Source organism: Streptomyces sp. B21-083 (assembly GCF_036898825.1).
In the GTDB taxonomy this organism is placed as follows: domain Bacteria; phylum Actinomycetota; class Actinomycetes; order Streptomycetales; family Streptomycetaceae; genus Streptomyces.
In genome coordinates this window covers 1,097,309-1,114,843 of sequence record NZ_JARUND010000001.1, presented here as the reverse complement: position 1 = coordinate 1,114,843, position 17,535 = coordinate 1,097,309, and the positions used below count along the sequence as shown (strand labels likewise).

Annotated in this window: 14 protein-coding genes; 10 read left to right on the top strand and 4 right to left on the bottom strand. The window is 70.9% G+C overall.

Annotated features, from left to right (window positions below; all coding sequences use genetic code 11):
- The first annotated feature begins 71 nt into the window (after window positions 1–71).
- Window positions 72–1,256 (top strand): transglycosylase family protein, encoded by a 1,185-nt coding sequence (locus QA861_RS05025; protein WP_334586992.1) that lies wholly within the window; start codon window positions 72–74, stop codon window positions 1,254–1,256.
- Here QA861_RS05025 and QA861_RS05020 read toward each other — a convergent pair.
- Entirely contained in the window at window positions 1,246–2,367 is a 1,122-nt protein-coding gene (locus QA861_RS05020) for a DMT family transporter (protein ID WP_334586991.1), read from the bottom strand. The genes QA861_RS05025 and QA861_RS05020 overlap by 11 nt on opposite strands.
- A gap of 227 nt (window positions 2,368–2,594) precedes the next feature.
- Here QA861_RS05020 and QA861_RS05015 point away from each other — a divergent pair, with 227 nt between their 5' ends.
- From QA861_RS05015 to QA861_RS04990, 6 genes are all read left to right on the top strand, one after another.
- Window positions 2,595–3,338 (top strand): (2Fe-2S)-binding protein, encoded by a 744-nt coding sequence (locus QA861_RS05015; protein ID WP_334586990.1) that lies wholly within the window; start codon window positions 2,595–2,597, stop codon window positions 3,336–3,338.
- 37 nt (window positions 3,339–3,375) lie between these two features.
- A complete protein-coding gene (gene glgA / locus QA861_RS05010; RefSeq protein WP_334586989.1) occupies window positions 3,376–4,545 on the top strand; it encodes a glycogen synthase in 1,170 nt (389 codons plus the stop codon).
- A gap of 53 nt (window positions 4,546–4,598) precedes the next feature.
- Complete coding sequence (glgC, locus tag QA861_RS05005; RefSeq protein ID WP_334586988.1) at window positions 4,599–5,819, top strand: glucose-1-phosphate adenylyltransferase; 1,221 nt, start codon at window positions 4,599–4,601, stop codon at window positions 5,817–5,819.
- Between the two features lie 239 nt (window positions 5,820–6,058).
- A complete protein-coding gene (locus QA861_RS05000; protein WP_334586986.1) occupies window positions 6,059–8,371 on the top strand; it encodes a GH92 family glycosyl hydrolase in 2,313 nt (770 codons plus the stop codon).
- Between the two features lie 221 nt (window positions 8,372–8,592).
- A complete protein-coding gene (locus QA861_RS04995) occupies window positions 8,593–9,885 on the top strand; it encodes a wax ester/triacylglycerol synthase family O-acyltransferase (protein ID WP_334590452.1) in 1,293 nt (430 codons plus the stop codon).
- A 115-nt stretch (window positions 9,886–10,000) separates the two neighbouring features.
- Window positions 10,001–11,512, top strand: coding sequence for an SDR family NAD(P)-dependent oxidoreductase (locus QA861_RS04990; RefSeq protein WP_334586985.1), 1,512 nt, complete (start codon window positions 10,001–10,003; stop codon window positions 11,510–11,512).
- An 82-nt stretch (window positions 11,513–11,594) separates the two neighbouring features.
- On the opposite strand, the gene QA861_RS04985 is transcribed toward QA861_RS04990, so the two are convergent.
- Together QA861_RS04985 and QA861_RS47000 are read right to left on the bottom strand one after the other, a co-directional pair.
- The gene (locus QA861_RS04985) at window positions 11,595–12,395 is read right to left on the bottom strand and encodes an SDR family oxidoreductase (protein ID WP_334586983.1); all 801 of its coding nucleotides are present in this window, start codon (window positions 12,393–12,395) and stop codon (window positions 11,595–11,597) included.
- A 63-nt stretch (window positions 12,396–12,458) separates the two neighbouring features.
- Window positions 12,459–12,755: a hypothetical protein gene (locus QA861_RS47000; protein WP_443041444.1), complete on the bottom strand. Its 297-nt coding sequence runs from the start codon at window positions 12,753–12,755 to the stop codon at window positions 12,459–12,461.
- Between the two features lie 601 nt (window positions 12,756–13,356).
- Between QA861_RS47000 and QA861_RS04975 the strand changes: the two genes are divergently transcribed.
- The gene (locus QA861_RS04975) at window positions 13,357–13,530 is read left to right on the top strand and encodes a hypothetical protein (RefSeq protein ID WP_319091046.1); all 174 of its coding nucleotides are present in this window, start codon (window positions 13,357–13,359) and stop codon (window positions 13,528–13,530) included.
- Between the two features lie 57 nt (window positions 13,531–13,587).
- On the top strand, window positions 13,588–14,079 hold the full coding sequence (locus tag QA861_RS04970) for a GNAT family N-acetyltransferase (RefSeq protein WP_334586982.1): 492 nt from the start codon (window positions 13,588–13,590) through the stop codon (window positions 14,077–14,079).
- Here QA861_RS04970 and QA861_RS04965 read toward each other — a convergent pair.
- A complete protein-coding gene (locus QA861_RS04965; RefSeq protein ID WP_334586980.1) occupies window positions 14,076–15,419 on the bottom strand; it encodes an amidase in 1,344 nt (447 codons plus the stop codon). The two genes, QA861_RS04970 and QA861_RS04965, sit on opposite strands and share 4 nt — an antisense overlap.
- A 261-nt stretch (window positions 15,420–15,680) precedes the next feature.
- Between QA861_RS04965 and QA861_RS04960 the strand changes: the two genes are divergently transcribed.
- Window positions 15,681–17,531: a glycoside hydrolase family 20 protein gene (locus tag QA861_RS04960; protein WP_334586979.1), complete on the top strand. Its 1,851-nt coding sequence runs from the start codon at window positions 15,681–15,683 to the stop codon at window positions 17,529–17,531.
- The last annotated feature ends 4 nt before the right edge of the window (window positions 17,532–17,535 follow it).

Sequence of the window (17,535 nt, the reverse complement as noted above, 5' to 3'; positions counted from 1 at the left end):
GTTTGCCGCTTGTGTGGCCTGTTCGCAGCGTTTACTTTTGCGGCTCCTGGCACAGGTGAGGGGGCTCTTCCATGGCCGTACGCGGCAAGCACCGCCGGTACCAACCGAACAGGATCAACCGCGCCTCGCTCACCGTCACCGCAGGTGGCGCCGGTATAGCGCTCCCGTTCGTCGGCGCCGGAGTGGCGGACGCGGCGGACATGGCGACCTGGAACAAGGTCGCCGCCTGCGAGTCCACGAACAACTGGAGCATCAACACCGGCAACGGATATTACGGCGGCCTCCAGTTCAACCAGTCCACCTGGGAGGCGTACGGCGGCACCGTCTACGCGGGGCGCGCGGATCTGGCCACCCGGGACCAGCAGATCGCCGTGGCCGAGAAGGTGCTCAAGGCGCAGGGCCCTGGCGCGTGGCCCGCCTGCTCGGTCCGCGCCGGCCTCACCCGGGGCGGCGACACTCCCGACATCCACCCCGCGGGCGGCGCGGGCGACTCCGTCGGCGTGGAACGGAGGTCCCAGCGGACCGTCCGTGACGTGAAACCGCAGACCACACCCCAGTCCCAGGCGGGCACCGCCGAGATGTACACCGTCGTGCACGGCGACACCCTCTCCGGCATCGCGGACGACCGCTCGGTGAAGGGCGGCTGGCAGCGCCTGTACGCCGGCAACCGCAGGACGATCGGCGCCGACCCGGACCTCATCGTCCCCGGCCAGCGACTGAACCTCCGTACGAAGGCCGCACCCGGCGCCCCCGCCACCGCCGAGCCCGCCCACAAGTCCCGGACGGAGAAGGCCCCTTCGCGCACCGCCGAGAGGCCCGCGGCGACCCAGGCCCCCAAGGCGCCGACCACCAGCACCCTCATGTCGCCCGTGAGTGCCGCGACCGGGACGCCCTACCACAAGGCGGGTTCCTCCTGGTCGAAGGGCTACCACACGGGCGTCGACTTCCCGGTGCCCACCGGTACGTCCGTACGGGCGGTCGGAGTGGGCGAGGTCGTCGACGCGGGCTGGGGCGGGTCCTTCGGCTACCAGGTGGTGATCCGGCACTCCGACGGGCGCTACTCGCAGTACGCGCATCTGTCCGCGATCTCCGTGCGGGCCGGACAGTCGGTGTCGGCCGGGCAGCGCATCGGGCGGTCCGGTTCCACGGGCAACAGCACGGGCCCGCATCTGCACTTCGAGGTGCGGACGGGACCCGGCTTCGGCAGCGACATCGACCCGGTGGCCTATCTCCGGGCGGGAGGCGTCAGGATTTGACCCGCATACGGTGCTGGTCCCGGGCGGGAATCGGGATCGGCACGTAGGGGATGCCGTAGAAGGCCCCGTAGGGGAGAGGCTCCTCGTCGGGCGTGTCCTGCGCGGGTGCCGCTGGGACCGCGGCGGCCAGAACCGGCCGGGCGGGCTCCTCCGTCACCGCCGCCGTCTCCTCGGGCCCGGACCCTGTCTGTGCCGGTACCGGTACCGGTGCCGGGTGTGCCGAAGCAGCGGAAGCAGGGGCAGGAAAGGCGGAGGGCAGCGGGTGGGCGTCGGCGTGGGCGCTGTGCTGCAGCCGCTCCGTGGTGAGCAGGATCAGCCCGCCGGCCGCGACCACACCGCAGCTCAGCGCGAGGATGGTGCCCGTGGTGCCGTAGCGGAAGGTTTCGCCGAACATCGTGATGCCGACCGCCGCGGCCACCACCGGGTTCACGACGGTCAGCGTCGCGAGCGGGGCCGTGAGGCCGCCGCCCCGGTAGGCCGCCTGCGAGAGCAGCAGACCGGAGGCACCGAGCACGGCGATCAGGGCCAGCGAGGGCAGATCCGCGGCCGTGAGGCCACCGGACCAGTCCACGGCGACCACCTTCGTGAACACCGACGACATACCGAAGGCGATACCGGACGCGATCGCGAGCAGAGTGCTGCGCACCGCCGGGTGGCGGTGCGCGGCGCGGGCCGCCACCATCAGCGTCACCACGGCGGACCCGGTGAAGACCGCCAGGAGCACGCGCTCGGTGGTGCCCAAAGACTGCGCCTCGGACGTGCCGACCAGGGACAGCAGGCCCGCGAGTCCGAGCGTCGCCATGATCGCGCCCCGCCAGGCGGCCGCCCCGGCCTTGCGGCGCACGAACAGGGCCGCCATAGGCAGGGCGAACACGATGGTCAGCGCGCCCATCGGCTGGACGACGCTCAGGGGGCCGAAGGCCAGCGCCACCACGTGGAGCACTCCACCGAACCCGTTCAGCGCCACGGCGGCCCACCAGACCGGCCTGCGCATGGCCGCGTAGGACCGGGCGTGTTCGGAATCCGCGACCCGTTCCTGCACGATCGCCCCGCCCGCGTAGGCGACAGCGGAGAAGAGCGACAGCAGGATGGACAACGCGAGGGCGCTCATGAGCAACTCCTCTGCGTGCAGCGAGGGCGCGGGGCCCGGCGCGGCGAACGGTCGGCTTCCATGGTCACTACGATCCCCCCTCGCGGGCGCCATGTCGTCGTACCAGAGCATTCATTGGGTCCTACTGCCGATGGAGTACGCCGCCGCGCACGTCCTCCCCAGGGTGGGTGACGCGGGGGCGGAGCGGCTGCGTACAGCTCCCGCCCGACCTGGTACTACTGCCTTTCGTGGACCTCGACCCCGATCTCGCGGCGCTCCGGCCGCTCGGCGGCTTCTTCGTACTACGCACGGCCGGAGCCCCCACCGACCCGCCGCCGACACTCGCGCAGGCGTACGCCCATCGCGGCAAGGACGTTTACGCGGATTCCATAACTTTGCGTATTCAGACGGTCACGGACCGTCTCCATGTCTCTGAGCTGCGGGTTTCCGCGTCGATCGCCCAACAGGCGCTCGCGGCCCGTCTGTGGTCCGTCGCCCTCGCCTGCGCCGTCCTGTACGGCAGCGTCCCCGACCTCGATCCCCGTCTGCTCCACTGGGACGCCGCCGCGTCCGCCCCCGACGACCTGTGGCTGTCGGCGGTACGTCCCCGGGCGGCCGACGCGACGACGGTCGCGGATCTCGTCGTACGAGGGCACCTGGAGCCCCTCACGGCCGCCCTGCACGCCCGGTACGGCGTCGCCGAAGGCCTGCTGTGGGGCAACGCGGGCTCGGCACTCGCCGGCGCGGCCCGCGAACTCGACCGCTGGGCGAGCGGAACGCGCGGGGCGGGCACGGACGCCGGCACCCGAGCCCGCGCCCTGGCCGTCGAACTGTTCACCCACCCCCGCCTCGCCCCGACCGGAACCCTCACCGGCACCGCCTTCCGGCGGCGCAGCTGCTGCCTCTACTACCGGGTGCCCGGCGGCGGGATCTGCGGCGACTGCTGCTTCACCAGGACCCCATGGTCTTCCCCGGACGCCGCATCTGGGTGACCATGTGGGAACCAACCGCCGAGACAGGGAGTTTTGGGTGCGTGTGGGCCTGCTGACCCGGGAATACCCGCCGGATGTATACGGCGGCGCGGGCGTCCATGTCGAATTCCTCGCCCGGGAGCTGGGCGCCCTCACCGACCTGGAGGTGCACTGCTGGGGTGAGGGCCGCGGCGTCGGCGTCATCCGGCACCGGTCCTGGCCGGCGCTCGACGGGAGCAACGACGCGCTGCGCACGTTCTCCACGGACCTCTCCATCGCCGCCGCCCTCGAAGGCCGCGAACTCGTCCACTCCCACACCTGGTACGCCAATCTCGCCGGCCACTTCGCCAAGCTTCTGTACGGCGTGCCGCACGTGATGACCGCGCACTCCCTGGAGCCCCTGCGCCCCTGGAAGGCCGAGCAACTCGGCGGCGGATACGCCCTGTCGAGCTGGGCCGAGCGCACCGCCATCGAGGCGGCCGACGCCGTGATCGCCGTGTCCGGGGCGATGCGCGAGGACATCCTCGCCTGCTACCCGGCCCTTGATCCGGCCACGGTCCACGTCGTGCACAACGGCATCGACACCAGCCTCTACCAGCCCGACCACGGCACGGACGCCCTCACCCGGATCGGCGTCGACCCCGACCGGCCCTACGTTTTGTTCGTCGGCCGCATCACCCGCCAGAAGGGCGTGCCCCATCTGCTGCGCGCGGTACGGGACATCGACCCGGCGGCCCAGGTCGTACTGTGCGCGGGCGCCCCCGACACCCCGGAGATCGACCGGGAGTTCCGCGAACTGTTCCAGGAGCTGAGCGCCGTACGTGAAGGCGTCTTCTGGATCCCGCAGATGCTGCCCCGACCGGACGTCATCCAGCTCCTCACGCACGCCGCCGTGTTCGTCTGCCCTTCGGTGTACGAGCCCCTGGGTATCGTCAACCTGGAGGCGATGGCCTGCGGGACTCCCGTCGTGGCCTCGCGGGTCGGGGGCATCCCCGAGGTGGTGGAGGACGGGAAAACCGGGGTACTGGTGTCCCTGGACGACGACTCGGGAGTCTTCGAGGCGGACCTCGCGCGTGCCCTGGACTCCGTGATCGGTGATCCGGAGGCCGCGCGGCGCATGGGGGACGCCGGACGGGAGCGCGCGGTGGGGGAGTTCGGCTGGGACGCGGTGGCCCGGCGGACGGTGAGTCTCTATGAGGAGATCACCAAACAAGGTCAACAGGCTTAGCCCGACCGGCGTACGGGCAAGCATCGTGCACAACCACGGTGAGGGGAGCGGCGATGCGTCGTGGTGGGCCTTCTGTGCTCGGGATCGTGCTGGCGGGCGGAGAGGGCAAACGCCTGATGCCCTTGACCGCGGACCGCGCGAAACCAGCGGTGACCTTCGGCGGAACGTATCGCCTGGTCGACTTCGTCCTGTCCAACCTCGTCAACGGTGACATCATGCGCATCTGCGTGCTCACGCAGTACAAGTCGCACTCGCTGGACCGGCACATCACCACCACCTGGCGGATGTCCAGTCTGCTCGGAAACTACGTCACCCCGGTCCCGGCCCAGCAGCGCCTGGGCCCGCGCTGGTATCTCGGCAGTGCCGACGCCATCCTTCAGTCCCTCAACCTCGTGCACGACGAACAGCCCGACTACGTCGCGGTGTTCGGCGCCGACCACGTCTACCGCATGGACCCGCGCCAGATGCTCAACCAGCACATCGAGAGCGGCGCCGGGGTCACGGTGGCGGGCATACGGGTGCCGCGCGCCGAGTCGTCGTCCTTCGGTGTGATCAGTCCCGGCTCGGACGGCCAGAGTGTGCAGGGCTTCCTGGAGAAGCCCGTGGACCCGCCCGGTCTGCCCGACGACCCCGGGTGCGTGTTCGCGTCGATGGGCAACTACATCTTCACCACCAAGGCGCTGATAGAGGCCCTGCAGCGGGACGCCGAGGACGGTGACTCCGTGCACGACATGGGCGGTTCGATACTGCCCTCGCTCACCGACCGGGGCGAGGCCCAGCTGTACGACTTCAGCGGGAACCACGTCCCCGGCGAGACCACCCGCGACCAGGGCTACTGGCGGGACGTGGGCACGCTCGACGCGTACTACGACGCCCACATGGACCTGATCGCCGAACGGCCCGCCTTCAACCTCTACAACCGCGACTGGCCCGTCTACACCCACTCGGGCCAGCTGTCGCCCGCCCGCTTCAACGCCGGTGGCATCGCCAGCGAGTCGATCATCAGTGCGGGGTGCCTGATCCGGGGCCAGGTCTCGCGCTCGGTTCTCTCGCCCGGCGTGCGCGTCGATCCGGGCGCTGTGGTGCAGGGGTCGATCCTGCACGACAACGTGCGCATCGGGCGGGGCGCCATCGTGCGCGGGGCAGTCCTGGACAAGAACGTCGAGGTCCCGCCGGGCGCCACGATCGGCGTCAACCCGGAGCGGGACGCCGACCTGTACACCGTCTCCAAGGGCGGTGTGATCGGCCTCGGGAAGGGCCAGCACGTGTCATAGCCCCGGATACGCCCATGCCCATGCCGTCGGCCCCGGTGAGCCCGTGCTCACCGGGGCCGGCGGCGTGTCCGGGGTCCGGCGCGGTGAGCCGAACGGGCTGTTGCCGTACGGCCCCGAGGTGACCGTGCGCGACGCGGCGCGGATCGGGGCGGCCGGCGAGGAACGGATCCGGGACACGGACCCGGCTGACTCCAGCGGGCCGTCCCGCCATCCGGCCCGAGCCTTCGGAGGTTCTCCCTGTGAGATGGACGCTGCGCACCGCGGGAGCGGTGACGGCCGCCGCCCTGTTCGCCGGTGGGCTCGCCGCCCCGGCCGCCCATGCCCGTGACGAGCGGCTCACCGACCTCGTCAACCCCTTCATCGGCACGGAGAACGAGGGCAACACCTTCCCCGGCGCGACCGTGCCCTTCGGGATGGTGCAGCTCTCGCCCGACACCGGGCACAAGACCGGCTACCGCTACTCCCAGACCCGTATCCGGGGCTTCTCCCTCGTCCACCTCTCCGGCGTCGGCTGCCGCATCGGCGGCGACCTGCCCGTCCTGCCCACCACCGGCGACATCACGAGCACCGACTACGCGACCTACGCCGCCGAGTTCACCCACGACAGCGAGTCCGCGAGCCCCGGCTACTACAAGGTCGGCCTGAAGTCGGGCATCGACGCCGAGCTGACGGCGACCGCTCGCACCGGAGTCCAGCGCTACACCTTCCCGGCGACCACGCGGGCCAACGTGCTGCTCAACGCGGGCCAGTCGCTGCACACCAAGGTGGCGAACCGGGTCGAGATCCTCGACGACCGGACCGTGCGTACGACGATCACCGGCTCCGGTTTCTGCCGGGGCACGAACCCGTACACCGTCCACACGATCACCCGCTTCGACCGGCCCTTCACGGCGTACGGCACCTGGGACGGCACCACGGTCACCGACGGCTCCCGGACCGGGGGCGACGGCGCCTACGTCCGCTTCGACACGACGGACGGGGACCGCACCGTCGAGGCGACCACCGCCCTGTCGTACGTCGACGCGGAGGGCGCGGCGGGCAACCTGCGCGTCGAGGGCGGACGCCCGTTCGACGACGTGCGGGAGGCGGCCCGGGACGCCTGGGAGGCGCGCCTCGACGAAGTGGGCGTGACCGGCGGCTCGGACACGCTGCGCCGGACCTTCTACTCGTCCCTCTACCGCAGCTTCCTCGCCCCCAACACCGGCAGCGACGCCGACGGCCGCTACACCGGCTGGGACCTGAAGACCCACCACGCGCGGGACTTCACGTACTACCAGAACTGGTCCCTGTGGGACACCTATCGCACCCAGGCGCAGCTCCTGTCGCTGCTCGCGCCCCGCGAGGCCCGGGACATGGCGCTCTCGGTGCTGAAGATCGACGAGGAGGGCGGCTGGCTGCCCAAGTGGGGCTACGGCACGGTCGAGACGAACATCATGACCGGCGACCCGGTCACCCCGTTCCTCACCCACGCCTACCAGCAGGGACTGCTGCACGGCCACGAGGAGCGGGCCTACCGCGCCCTGAAGAAGAACGCCGACGGCGTTGCGCCCGCCGCCCTGCCCATGCTGGGGCGCGAGGCGAACCGGGAGTACATCGAGAACGGTTTCGCGCCCTGTCTCAAGGACCGCCCGCGCACCAAGCCCGGCGACTCGGACTACCACTGGGGCGCGTCCGTCACCCTCGAATACGCCCTCTCCGACGCGATGCTGGCCCGGATGGCACGCGGGCTGGGCCACGACGCCGACGCCGACCGCTATGCGGCCCGGGCGCGGAGCTACCGGCACGTCTTCGACGCCTCGACCGGCTTCTTCCGCCCCCGGGACGGCTCGGGCGCCTTCGCGGGCGACCCCGATCCGGCCAAGGGCGACGGGTTCCACGAGGGCACGGCCTGGCAGTACCAGTGGCTGGTCCCGCAGGACCTGCCGGGCCTGGTGGACCTGCTCGGCGGCAGACAGGCGGCCAACGAGCGGCTCGACGCCTTCTTCGCCTACGACCGGCTGACGGCGGACCCGGCCAAAACGGCCCGCGAGGTGTGGGTGAACGGCCCGTACGCCTACTACAACGCGGACAAGTACAACCCGCAGAACGAGGTCGACCTCACCGCCCCCTACACCTACCTCTCCACCGGACAGCCCTGGAAGACGACCGACGTCGTGCACGCCGCGCTGACCCTCTACACGGACGGCCCGGCCGGTATGACCGGCAACGACGACATGGGCACCATGTCCGCCTGGCACGTCCTGTCCGCGATCGGGATCTTCCCGGTGCAGCCCGGCTACGACACCTGGGGCCTGTCCACACCCGTCTTCGACCGGGTCGACCTGACCCTCGACCCCCGCTACTACCCCCTCGGCGCCCTCACGGTGACAGCACCCGGTACGTCGGACAGCCGACGGTACGTCCAGTCGGTGGCCGTCGACGGTTCCTCGTACAGCCGTACGTATGTGACGAGCGGGATCTTGAGGGGTGCCCGCTCGCTCGACTTCACGGTCGGCCCGGAGCCGTCCGGGTGGGGTATCGGCGCGGATGCGGCGCCGCCGGCCCTGAAATAGCCGCCCCCGCAGCCCCTGACAACCCCGTGAGTCGCTGACGGCCCGTCGCTTCCGCAGCGGCGGGACGTAATACGTTGTTAACTGAGCGTAGCTTGATCGTACTTGACCGTAATCGCCTGCAAGCGATTGACTGCTGACTCACCCGTCGTCGACGCGAGAGTGATCCCTTGACCTCTGAGACCGCGGGCCTGCTCGCCCCCCTCGACCTGGCCTTCTGGAACATGGACTCCGACCTGCACCCCATGCATCTGGGTGCTCTCGGTGTCTTCTCGGCCCACTCGCCGACCGCCGGAGCCCACGCGGCCGATCTCCTCGCCGCCCGCGCTCCGGCCGTCCCGGGCCTGCGCATGCGCATCCGGGACGTCTGGCAGCCCCTGCTCCCGCTGGCCTTCGGGGGCGCCACCCGCGAGGCGGCGCCGGACTTCGACCCGCTCGACCACGTCCGGCTGCACGCTCCGACCCCCGACTTCCACGCCGAGGCCGGACGCCTCATGGAACGCTCGCTCGAACGCGGCCGGCCGCCCTGGGAAGCCCATGTGCTGCCCGCCGAGGACGGTGAGTCCTTCGCGGTGCTGTTCAAGTTCCACCACGCCCTGGCCGACGGTCTGCGCGCACTGACCCTCGCCGCCGGCGTCATGGACCCCCTCGACCTGCCGGCGCCCCGCCCGCGCCCCGAACAGCCGGCCACCGGTCTCTTCCCGGACGTCCGCAAGCTGCCCGGACTGGTACGCGACGCGTTCTCCGACGTGGGCCGCGCCCTGGACATCGGTGCCTCCGTCGCCCGCTCCGGCCTGGGGACCCTGAGCACCCGTTCGTCCGCCGCGCTCGTCGCCGAACCGACCGGCACCCGCCGCACTGCCGGGCTCGCCATCGACCTCGACGATGTCCACCGCGTACGTAAGACCGTCGGCGGCACCGTGAACGACGTACTCATCGCCGTCGTCGCGGGAGCCCTGCGCCGCTGGCTCGACGAGCGAGGCGACGGGAGCGAGGGAGTCGCCCCGCGCGCGCTCATCCCCGTCTCCAAACGGCGTCCACGCACCGCGCATCCGCAGGGCAACCGCCTCTCCGGGTACCTGATGCGGCTCCCCGTAGACGACCCGGACCCGGTCGGGCGCCTCGACTCCGTACGCAGGGCCATGGACCGCAACAAGGACGCGGGCCCCGGGCGGGGTGCCGGCGCGGTCGCACTGCTCGCCGACCATGTGCCACCGCTCGGCCACCGGCTCGGCGGACCGCTGGTCAAGCAGGCCGCCCGGCTCTGGTTCGACATCCTCGTCACCAGCGTGCCGCTGCCCAGCCTCGGCCTGAAGCTCGGCGGCAACCCGCTCACCGAGGTCTACCCCTTCGCCCCGCTCGCCCAGGGCCAGTCACTGGCGGTCGCCGTCTCGACCTACCGGGGGCAGGTCCACTTCGGGCTCGTCGCGGACGCGGAAGCCGTCCCGGACCTCGACCGGTTCGCCGCCGCGCTGGCCGCGGAGGTGGAGACACTGGTCGCCGCCTGCACCCTGTGACCTGCGTCATGATCGTCGCGGGTTTGGTGACTGGGCCCGGGCTTCCGTAAAATCGCCTGTTCGAGAGCTGGCGCCGTCCGAGCGCCGCGAGGGCGACCCAGGGAACGGCAGCGCGATGACGGTGACAGAGGACGGCCCGACGGCCGTGGACGGCATGGACGTCGTAGGCGACGTCTCCTACGGTCCCGGCATCGACCCCGAGCGCATGGCCGTCTGCCTCAGCGTGCTCGAAGAACTCGACAAGCTGGACGTCGACCACCCCGACGCCATCGCCGTGCGCCGCGCCACCGCCGGCGTCTACCGCACGGTCAAGCAGCGCCGCAGGCAGGAGCGCCGGGCCTCCAAGACCGCCCACGACAAGGCGGTCACCGAGTCCACGGCGACCGGCTCCGCCCAGCGCATCGACGACGAGACCGAGGGCATCCTGCCGTCGTCGGTGACCGTGGAGGGGCAGATCGCGGGGATACTCCAGCGCCCGCGCTCCTGCTACACCTGCAAGACCCGCTACGTCGAGGTCGACTACTTCTACCACCAGCTCTGCCAGAACTGCGCCGCCGAGAACCGCTCCCGCCGCGACGCCCGCACCGACCTCAGCGGCAAGCGCGCGTTGCTCACCGGCGGCCGGGCCAAGATCGGCATGTACATCGCGCTGCGGCTGCTGCGCGACGGCGCGCACACCACGATCACCACGCGCTTCCCCAAGGACGCCATCCGCCGCTTCAAGGCCATGGACGACTCGGCGGAGTGGCTGCACCGACTGGAGGTCGTCGGCACAGACCTGCGCGACCCGGCGCAGGTCGTGGCCCTGGCCGACCGGATCGCCGAGCAGGGCCCGCTCGACATCCTGATCAACAACGCGACCCAGACGGTACGCCGGCTGCCGTCCGCGTACGCCGCGCTGGTCGAGGCGGAGAGCGCTCCGCTGCCGGCCGGTGAGCTGCCCGCCCACCACGTCATCGGCGCCTTCAACTCCGGCGCGGTCGACGGACTGACCGCGCTGCCCGTCGGCATCAGCGGCCTCGACGCCCAGAAGGTCGCCGACCTCGCCCTGGTCGCGGGCAACGCCAGCGTGGCCCGGCACCTCGACGGCACGGCCATCGACGCGGGCGGCCTCGTCCCCGACGTGGTGGACACGAACACATGGGTGCAGACCATCGAGCAGATCTCCCCGGTGGAGCTCCTCGAAACCCAGCTGTGCAACTACACGGCGCCGTTCATCCTGATCAGCAAGCTGCGGCCGGCGATGTCCGGGGCGGCGCGCGGCGCGGTCAGCAAGCGGGCGTACATCGTCAACGTGTCGGCGATGGAGGGCGTGTTCGGCCGCGGCTACAAGGGTGCGGGCCATCCGAACACGAACGCCGCGAAGGCCGCGATGAACATGGTGACGCGGACGAGTGCGCAGGAGATGTTCGAGGCGGACGGGATCTTGATGACCTCGGTCGACACCGGGTGGATCACGGACGAGCGTCCCCACTACGACAAGCTGCGCCTGGCCGACGAGGGGTTCCATGCGCCACTCGACCTGGTCGACGGGGCGGCTCGGGTGTACGACCCGATCGTGCGGGGTGAGGCGGGGGAGGATCTGTACGGGGTCTTCATGAAGGACTACGCGCCCGGTAAGTGGTAGGCGGGTGGTAGGGCGTCTGCGGGCCCGCGGGGGCTGGTCGCGCCCACGCGGCGGAGCCGCATATCGACACAGCCCCGCGCCCCTAGGTGGGTCTGTGTTGACGCATGTGGTCACGAACCGTGTAGGTGGCGGCCGTTTGCGCTGGGTGTACCCGGGTTCCGCCGTCCACCAATAGGTCTGTGCCTGTCACCCACTCCGACTCGTCCGACGCGAGCCACAGCACCGCCCGTGCCACGTCCGCGGGTTCGCCGATACGGCCCAGGGGGAGGCCGGCGGCGATGGTGTTCTCGTCGTGCTCCCAGACGAAGCGGGCCATCTCCGTGCGGACCAGGCCGGGGGAGACCGAGTTGACCCGTACCCTCGGGGCCAGCTCGCCGGCGAGCTGCTGGGTGAGGTGCAGGAGCGCGGACTTGCTGGTGCCGTACGCGCCCACGTGGGGGCCGACATGTGTGGCGCCCTCCGTGCAGATGTTGATGACTGTGCCGCCGTGTTCGCGCATCCACGCCCGCCACACGCACTGCGTCAGCCGCAGAGGCGCCTCGACGTTGACCGTGAACGCCTCGCGCCAGGTGTCCGGGTCCGCGTCCATGAGCGGGCCGTAGGGCTGGTTGGTCGCCGCGTTGTTCACGACGATGTCGAGCCGCCCGAACGCGTCGAGTGTGAAGTCGGTCAACGCCGACAGGTGTGCCGGATCGGCGACACTGCCCGCCAGTCCGACCCCACCGAGTTCCTCGGCGGCCCGCCGCACCCCGTCCGGGTCACGGGCCGTCACACACACCCGCGCCCCCGCCCGCGTCAGCGCGCCGGCGACGGCCAGCCCGATCCCGCGCGTGCCCCCGGTGACCAGGGCGACCCGCCCTTCGAGTCCGTACGGCGACGTCATCCGCGTACCGTCTCATGACGGACCGTCAGCGAACAGCCCCTGGACCAGAGGGGGTTCAGGGGTTCAGTCGACGGCGCCCATCCGTGAGTGCTGCTCCGCGACCAGCTCCAGCAGGGTGCTCCAGTCCTCCAGGACTCCCGCGTCGAAGCCCAGGACCCGGCCGGCCTCGTCCGCCTGGCGCAGGGCAAGCGTGTCGGCGTCCGTATGCGGGTCCAGGTCCGTGGCGTACGGGCTGTCGTGTACGAGGCGGGCGACCCGTTCGCCGAGCAGGTGCCGGACGGTGTCGGCCGCGACCCGGGCGTGCCGGGTGGGGACGCCGGGTACGAGGAGCCGGCCGATGACATGGACCAGGCCCGCCACCTGAAGTTCCTTGTCGGCGGGGCGACTTCGGCGCAACAGGGCGGCCGTCTGGAGGGCGTGCTGGTTCAGGTCGACCGGACCGGCCGTGCCGCCGCCGTGTTCCCGGGGTGCCCCGGCAGGCGTGCAGCAGATCCATCAGTTCCTCGACGCCGCGCAGCTCCATACGTCAGTCATCCCGAGTTCCACCGCGGGACCAGCCGTTGCCGTCGGCAGCAGACCATGGCCGACTGGCGCGCGGGCCAACGGGAGCTGAACTGCCGGACCTGATGCGACATCGGCGTACGTGGGTGCGTCGGCTGAGCCGTACGGGTGAAACGCAAAACGTGCTCAACGTTACAAACAACCGCAGATTATGGCTGAATGAACACTGAGCGACTTGAGTTCTTTACTCCTTGTTTTCACCCCATCGAGCGGGCGCCCGCTCATTTGGTTAATACTGGAGCGGACGGGCAGCACGACTGGGTTCCACCCACACCCACGGTCCGTTACCGGCGCCACCGCGTCCTGACTGCTCTTGACCCAGACCCGAGTGGATGTGGAGCGGCCGGCATCAGACTGGTCCCGAAGTCCCGAGGGTGACCCGACACATAAGGAGTGCGCGGTGACACCGGAGAAGACGAATCTCGAACAAGGCCCTGAGGAACGCACGGCGGCCCCCGAAGACCGGAGCGACCGGCTCGGCAGCCTCGACGTGTGGGCCAGGTCGGCCCCGATCCGCCTGGCGGGCTACGAGGACGACCTCGCCGAGCCCCACATCCTGCCCAGCGTCGACTGACGCCCCGACAGGACCTGTAGAGATCGCCGTCAGCATGGGCGTGCCAGACTCGCGCCCATGCTGAGCACAGAGATCCGGCGGGCCACCGCCGAAGACTGGCCGCGGATCTGGCCGTTCTGGCACCGCGTCGTCGCCGCCGCCGAGACCTACACCTGGGCCCCGGACACATCCGAGGAAGCGGCCCGCGCCCTGTGGATGAGCCCGGCCAAGCAGGTGTACGTTGCCGAGGACACTGCCGGAGCCGTCGTGGGCTCCGCGTTCCTCACCCCCAACTACGGCGGCCCGGCCGCCCGCATCGCCAACGCCGGCTTCATGGTCGACCCCGACCGCGGCGGCCGTGGCATCGGCCGCGCCCTCGCCGATCACGTCCTGGACGAGGCGGCGGCCCACGGCTACCGGGGCATGGTGTTCAACGCCGTCGTCGAGACCAACCCGGCGGTCAAGCTGTGGACCTCGCTCGGCTTCACGATCCTGGGCACCGTGCCGGACGCGTTCGACCATCCTCGCCACGGCCGGGTGGGCCTGCACATCATGTACAAGGGCTTCTAGGCGAGCGGGGCCGTCCGCTGCCAAGGGTGCAGTTCCTCCAACTGCTGCGCCACGTCGAGGAGTACGGCCTCCGAGCCCGGGCGGCCCACCAGCTGTACGGAGCAGGGCGCGCCCGAGGGCAGGGTGCCGAACGGTACGGCCATCGCCGGCCAGCCCGTCAGGTTCCACGGGGGTGTCATCGGCGAGTAGTTCGTGTTGGCGAGGATGTTTCGCAGCCAGCCCCGCTCGTGCCAGGCCGTGGCGGTGGGCGAGCGCCGGGCGAGTGCCGGGGTGAGCAGCACGTCGTGCTCGGCGAAGAACGGCTCCAGGCGCCGACGCAGCTGTTGCTTGTGCTGACCCCGCTCGACGTAACCGACGAACCGGCGCCCGACGGCCGCGTGGACCCTGGTGCGCCGGCTCAGTCCGCTCCGGTCGAAGCCCTCCGCGTCCCGTGCCGTGCCCGCTGTCCAGTGGGTGAACGAGGTCACGCCGATCGACAGCGGGTAGGGCGGGTCGGCGGGCCGCACCTCGTGACCGGCACTGTCCAGCAGCGCGGCGGCCTCACGCGCGGCTGACGCGAACGGCCTGCTGATGGTGACGCCGGCGATGGGGCTGCGGACGGAGAGGGCGATCTTGCGGCCGGCGTGCGCGTCCGACCGTACGAACTCCGTGTCCGCGAGGACCGACAGCATCAGGCGGGCGTCCTCGACCGTCGTCGCCAGCGGGCCGTTCTCCGACATGCCGAACCAGTCGCCGTTCCCGATGCCCGCCGGGACGACCCCGAGGCCCGGCTTGATGGTGACGGCACCGCAGTTGGCGGCGGGGATCCGCAGCGAGCCCATGCCGTCGTTGCCCAGCGCGATCGGCACCATCCCGGCGCCGACGGCCGCCGCGCTGCCGCCCGAGGAACCGCCCGCCGTGCGGGTGGTGTCCCAGGGGTTGCGGGCCGTGCCGAGCGGGCCCTCCGTCGTGCCCCAGATGCACAGCTCGGGCACGTTGGTGACGCCGACGACGATCGCGCCGGCCGCCCGGAGCCGGGCCACGGTGATGTGGTCGTGGTCGGCGGGGGTGTCCGGCGTCGCGGGGGAACCGTGCCGCGTCGACTCACCGCGCACGCCCAGGTTGTCCTTCACCGCGATGGGCACGCCCGCGAGCGGGAGGTCCGCCAGGTCCGGGCGGCCCGCCACCTCGTCCGCCTCGGCCAGCGCCTCCTGGGACCGAAGCCGGCGGAACGCGCCGACGCGGGCGTCCAGCAGTTCGATGCGCGCGAGATGCTCGGCCACGACTTCGCGCGGTGTGACGCGCTTCTCGCGTACGGCGGCGGCGATCTCGACGGCGGTACGGCCGGCCCAGCTGGTCACGGGGGCTCCTCGGGGTGGATACAACACATCGTGCTACGCGTGAGGCGATGAGGCTACTCGTGAGTACATGGGGCGTCGAGTGTCGTCGAGCTTGGACATTCGGACCGGTTCTCTTGGACTTTTCTGGCGTGGGGACCCCCGGCTTCCGTCATGGAGTCGCTGGTCATCCGATCACTGGCCCAACCGTCCCGGCCTCGGGCCCCATTGACAGCCCTTGGGGTGCGCTCAATCATCACACCTCCGATGAATGGGAGCTTCCAGATGAGTAGGTATCCACGAGGTCGGCTTCTGGGGGTGCTGGTGGCCTTCCTGCTGCTGGCCGCCCCGGTCCCGGCCGTCGCGCGCACCGGGGTGGCCGGCGTCCCCGTCACCGTGCCGGCCCTCGCGAACTGGACCCCGGAGCAGGGGAGTTACCGGTATGCCGCCTCTGCCCGGCTTGTCGCCGACTCCACGCCCGAGCGGAAGGTCGCCGACACTCTCGCCGATGATCTGCGCGCGGCGGGCCACGGCACCGTACCCGTGGTGAGCGGCGGTGCGCGTGCCGGTGACATCGTTATCGACGTGGCCCCGGGGCGGACCGCACTGGGCGCCGAGGGATACGAACTCCGGGCCGGCGCACGGCTGTCGGTGACCGGCGCGACCGAACGCGGCGTCTTCTACGGCACCCGCACCCTCCTCCAGCTCCTCGCCCAGGGCGACCGGATCCCCGCCGGACGCACGGTCGACGTACCCCGGTACGCCGAACGGGGCGTCGGCGTGTGCGCCTGCTACATCCACATCTCGACGGAGTGGCTGGAGAACCTCGTACGCGACATGGCGTACCACAAGCTCAACCAGCTGCTCCTGGAACTCAAGGTGAAGAGCGACACCCACCCCGAGGCCAACACCTGGGGCTACTACACCAAGGACGAGATACGGCGGCTCGTCGCCCTCGGCGACAAGTACCACGTGGAGATCATCCCGGAGATCAACTCCCCGGGCCACATGGACCCCTGGATCGAGAACCGCCCGGATCTCCAGCTCACCGACTCCGACGGCGACAAGCAGCCCAGCAGGCTCGACATCACCCAGCCGGCCGCCTTCGACTACTACACGAGCCTGATCGACGAGTATGCGCAGGTGTTCACCGGCGGCTCCTGGCACATGGGCGCCGACGAGTACATGCTCGGCTCCGACTTCGCCAAGTACCCGCAGATGCTCCGGTACGCCCGGGACCAGTTCGGGGCGAACGCCACACCCCAGGACGCGTTCATCGACTTCGTCAACCGGATCCAGACCTACCTGGCGGCCAAGGGCAAAAAGCTGCGCATCTGGAACGACGGGCTCACCGGCGCCAACACCGTGCCGGTGGCCGCGGGCACCACCGTGGAGCACTGGCTGAACGTGGCCGTGAAACCGAGCCAACTCCAGGCCCAGGGCTACCCTTTGATGAACGCGGCCTATGCGTTGTACCTCGTCCGGGGCGGCTTCCACAGTGACACCAAGGGTCTGTACGACCAGAGTTGGGACCCGCGCGGTTTCGAGGGCGAGAAGCTCGCCTCCAGTCAGGGCATCACCGGCGCGAAGATCAGCCTCTGGCCGGACAACGGACGCGGCGAGACCGAGAACGAGGTCGCCGTCGACACCGGCCCGGCGTTGCGGCAGCTCGCACAGGCCACCTGGGGCGATCCGCATCCCGACGCCACGTATGCCCGGTTCACCGCGCGGGGGACGACTGTAGGGCACGCACCCGGTTGGCGGGACCTGACCCGGGTGCCGGTCACGGACGGGACGTACACCTTCACGGCGACGGGTGGCACCTCCCTCACCGCCGACGTGCGACGCACCCCCGACGGATACGTCACCCTGCGGACCGGCGACGGCTGTCTGGAGGTGCGCGGCGGGAAACTCACGCTCAACACCCCGCTCCAGCCCGGCGTCGAGCTCACCGCGCAGACCTGTGACGCGGCGAACACCCTGCAGCGCTGGGATTTGGAGCAGGTCGCGGGGGGCTACCAACTCGTCAACGCGATCACACGGATGGCGGTGCAGGTGGCCGACGGCGGTCGTCTCGTGCAGTACCCGCCGGACCAACGCCCGCCCGCTGTCTGGCCCTTGACCACCGTCAACTGAAACC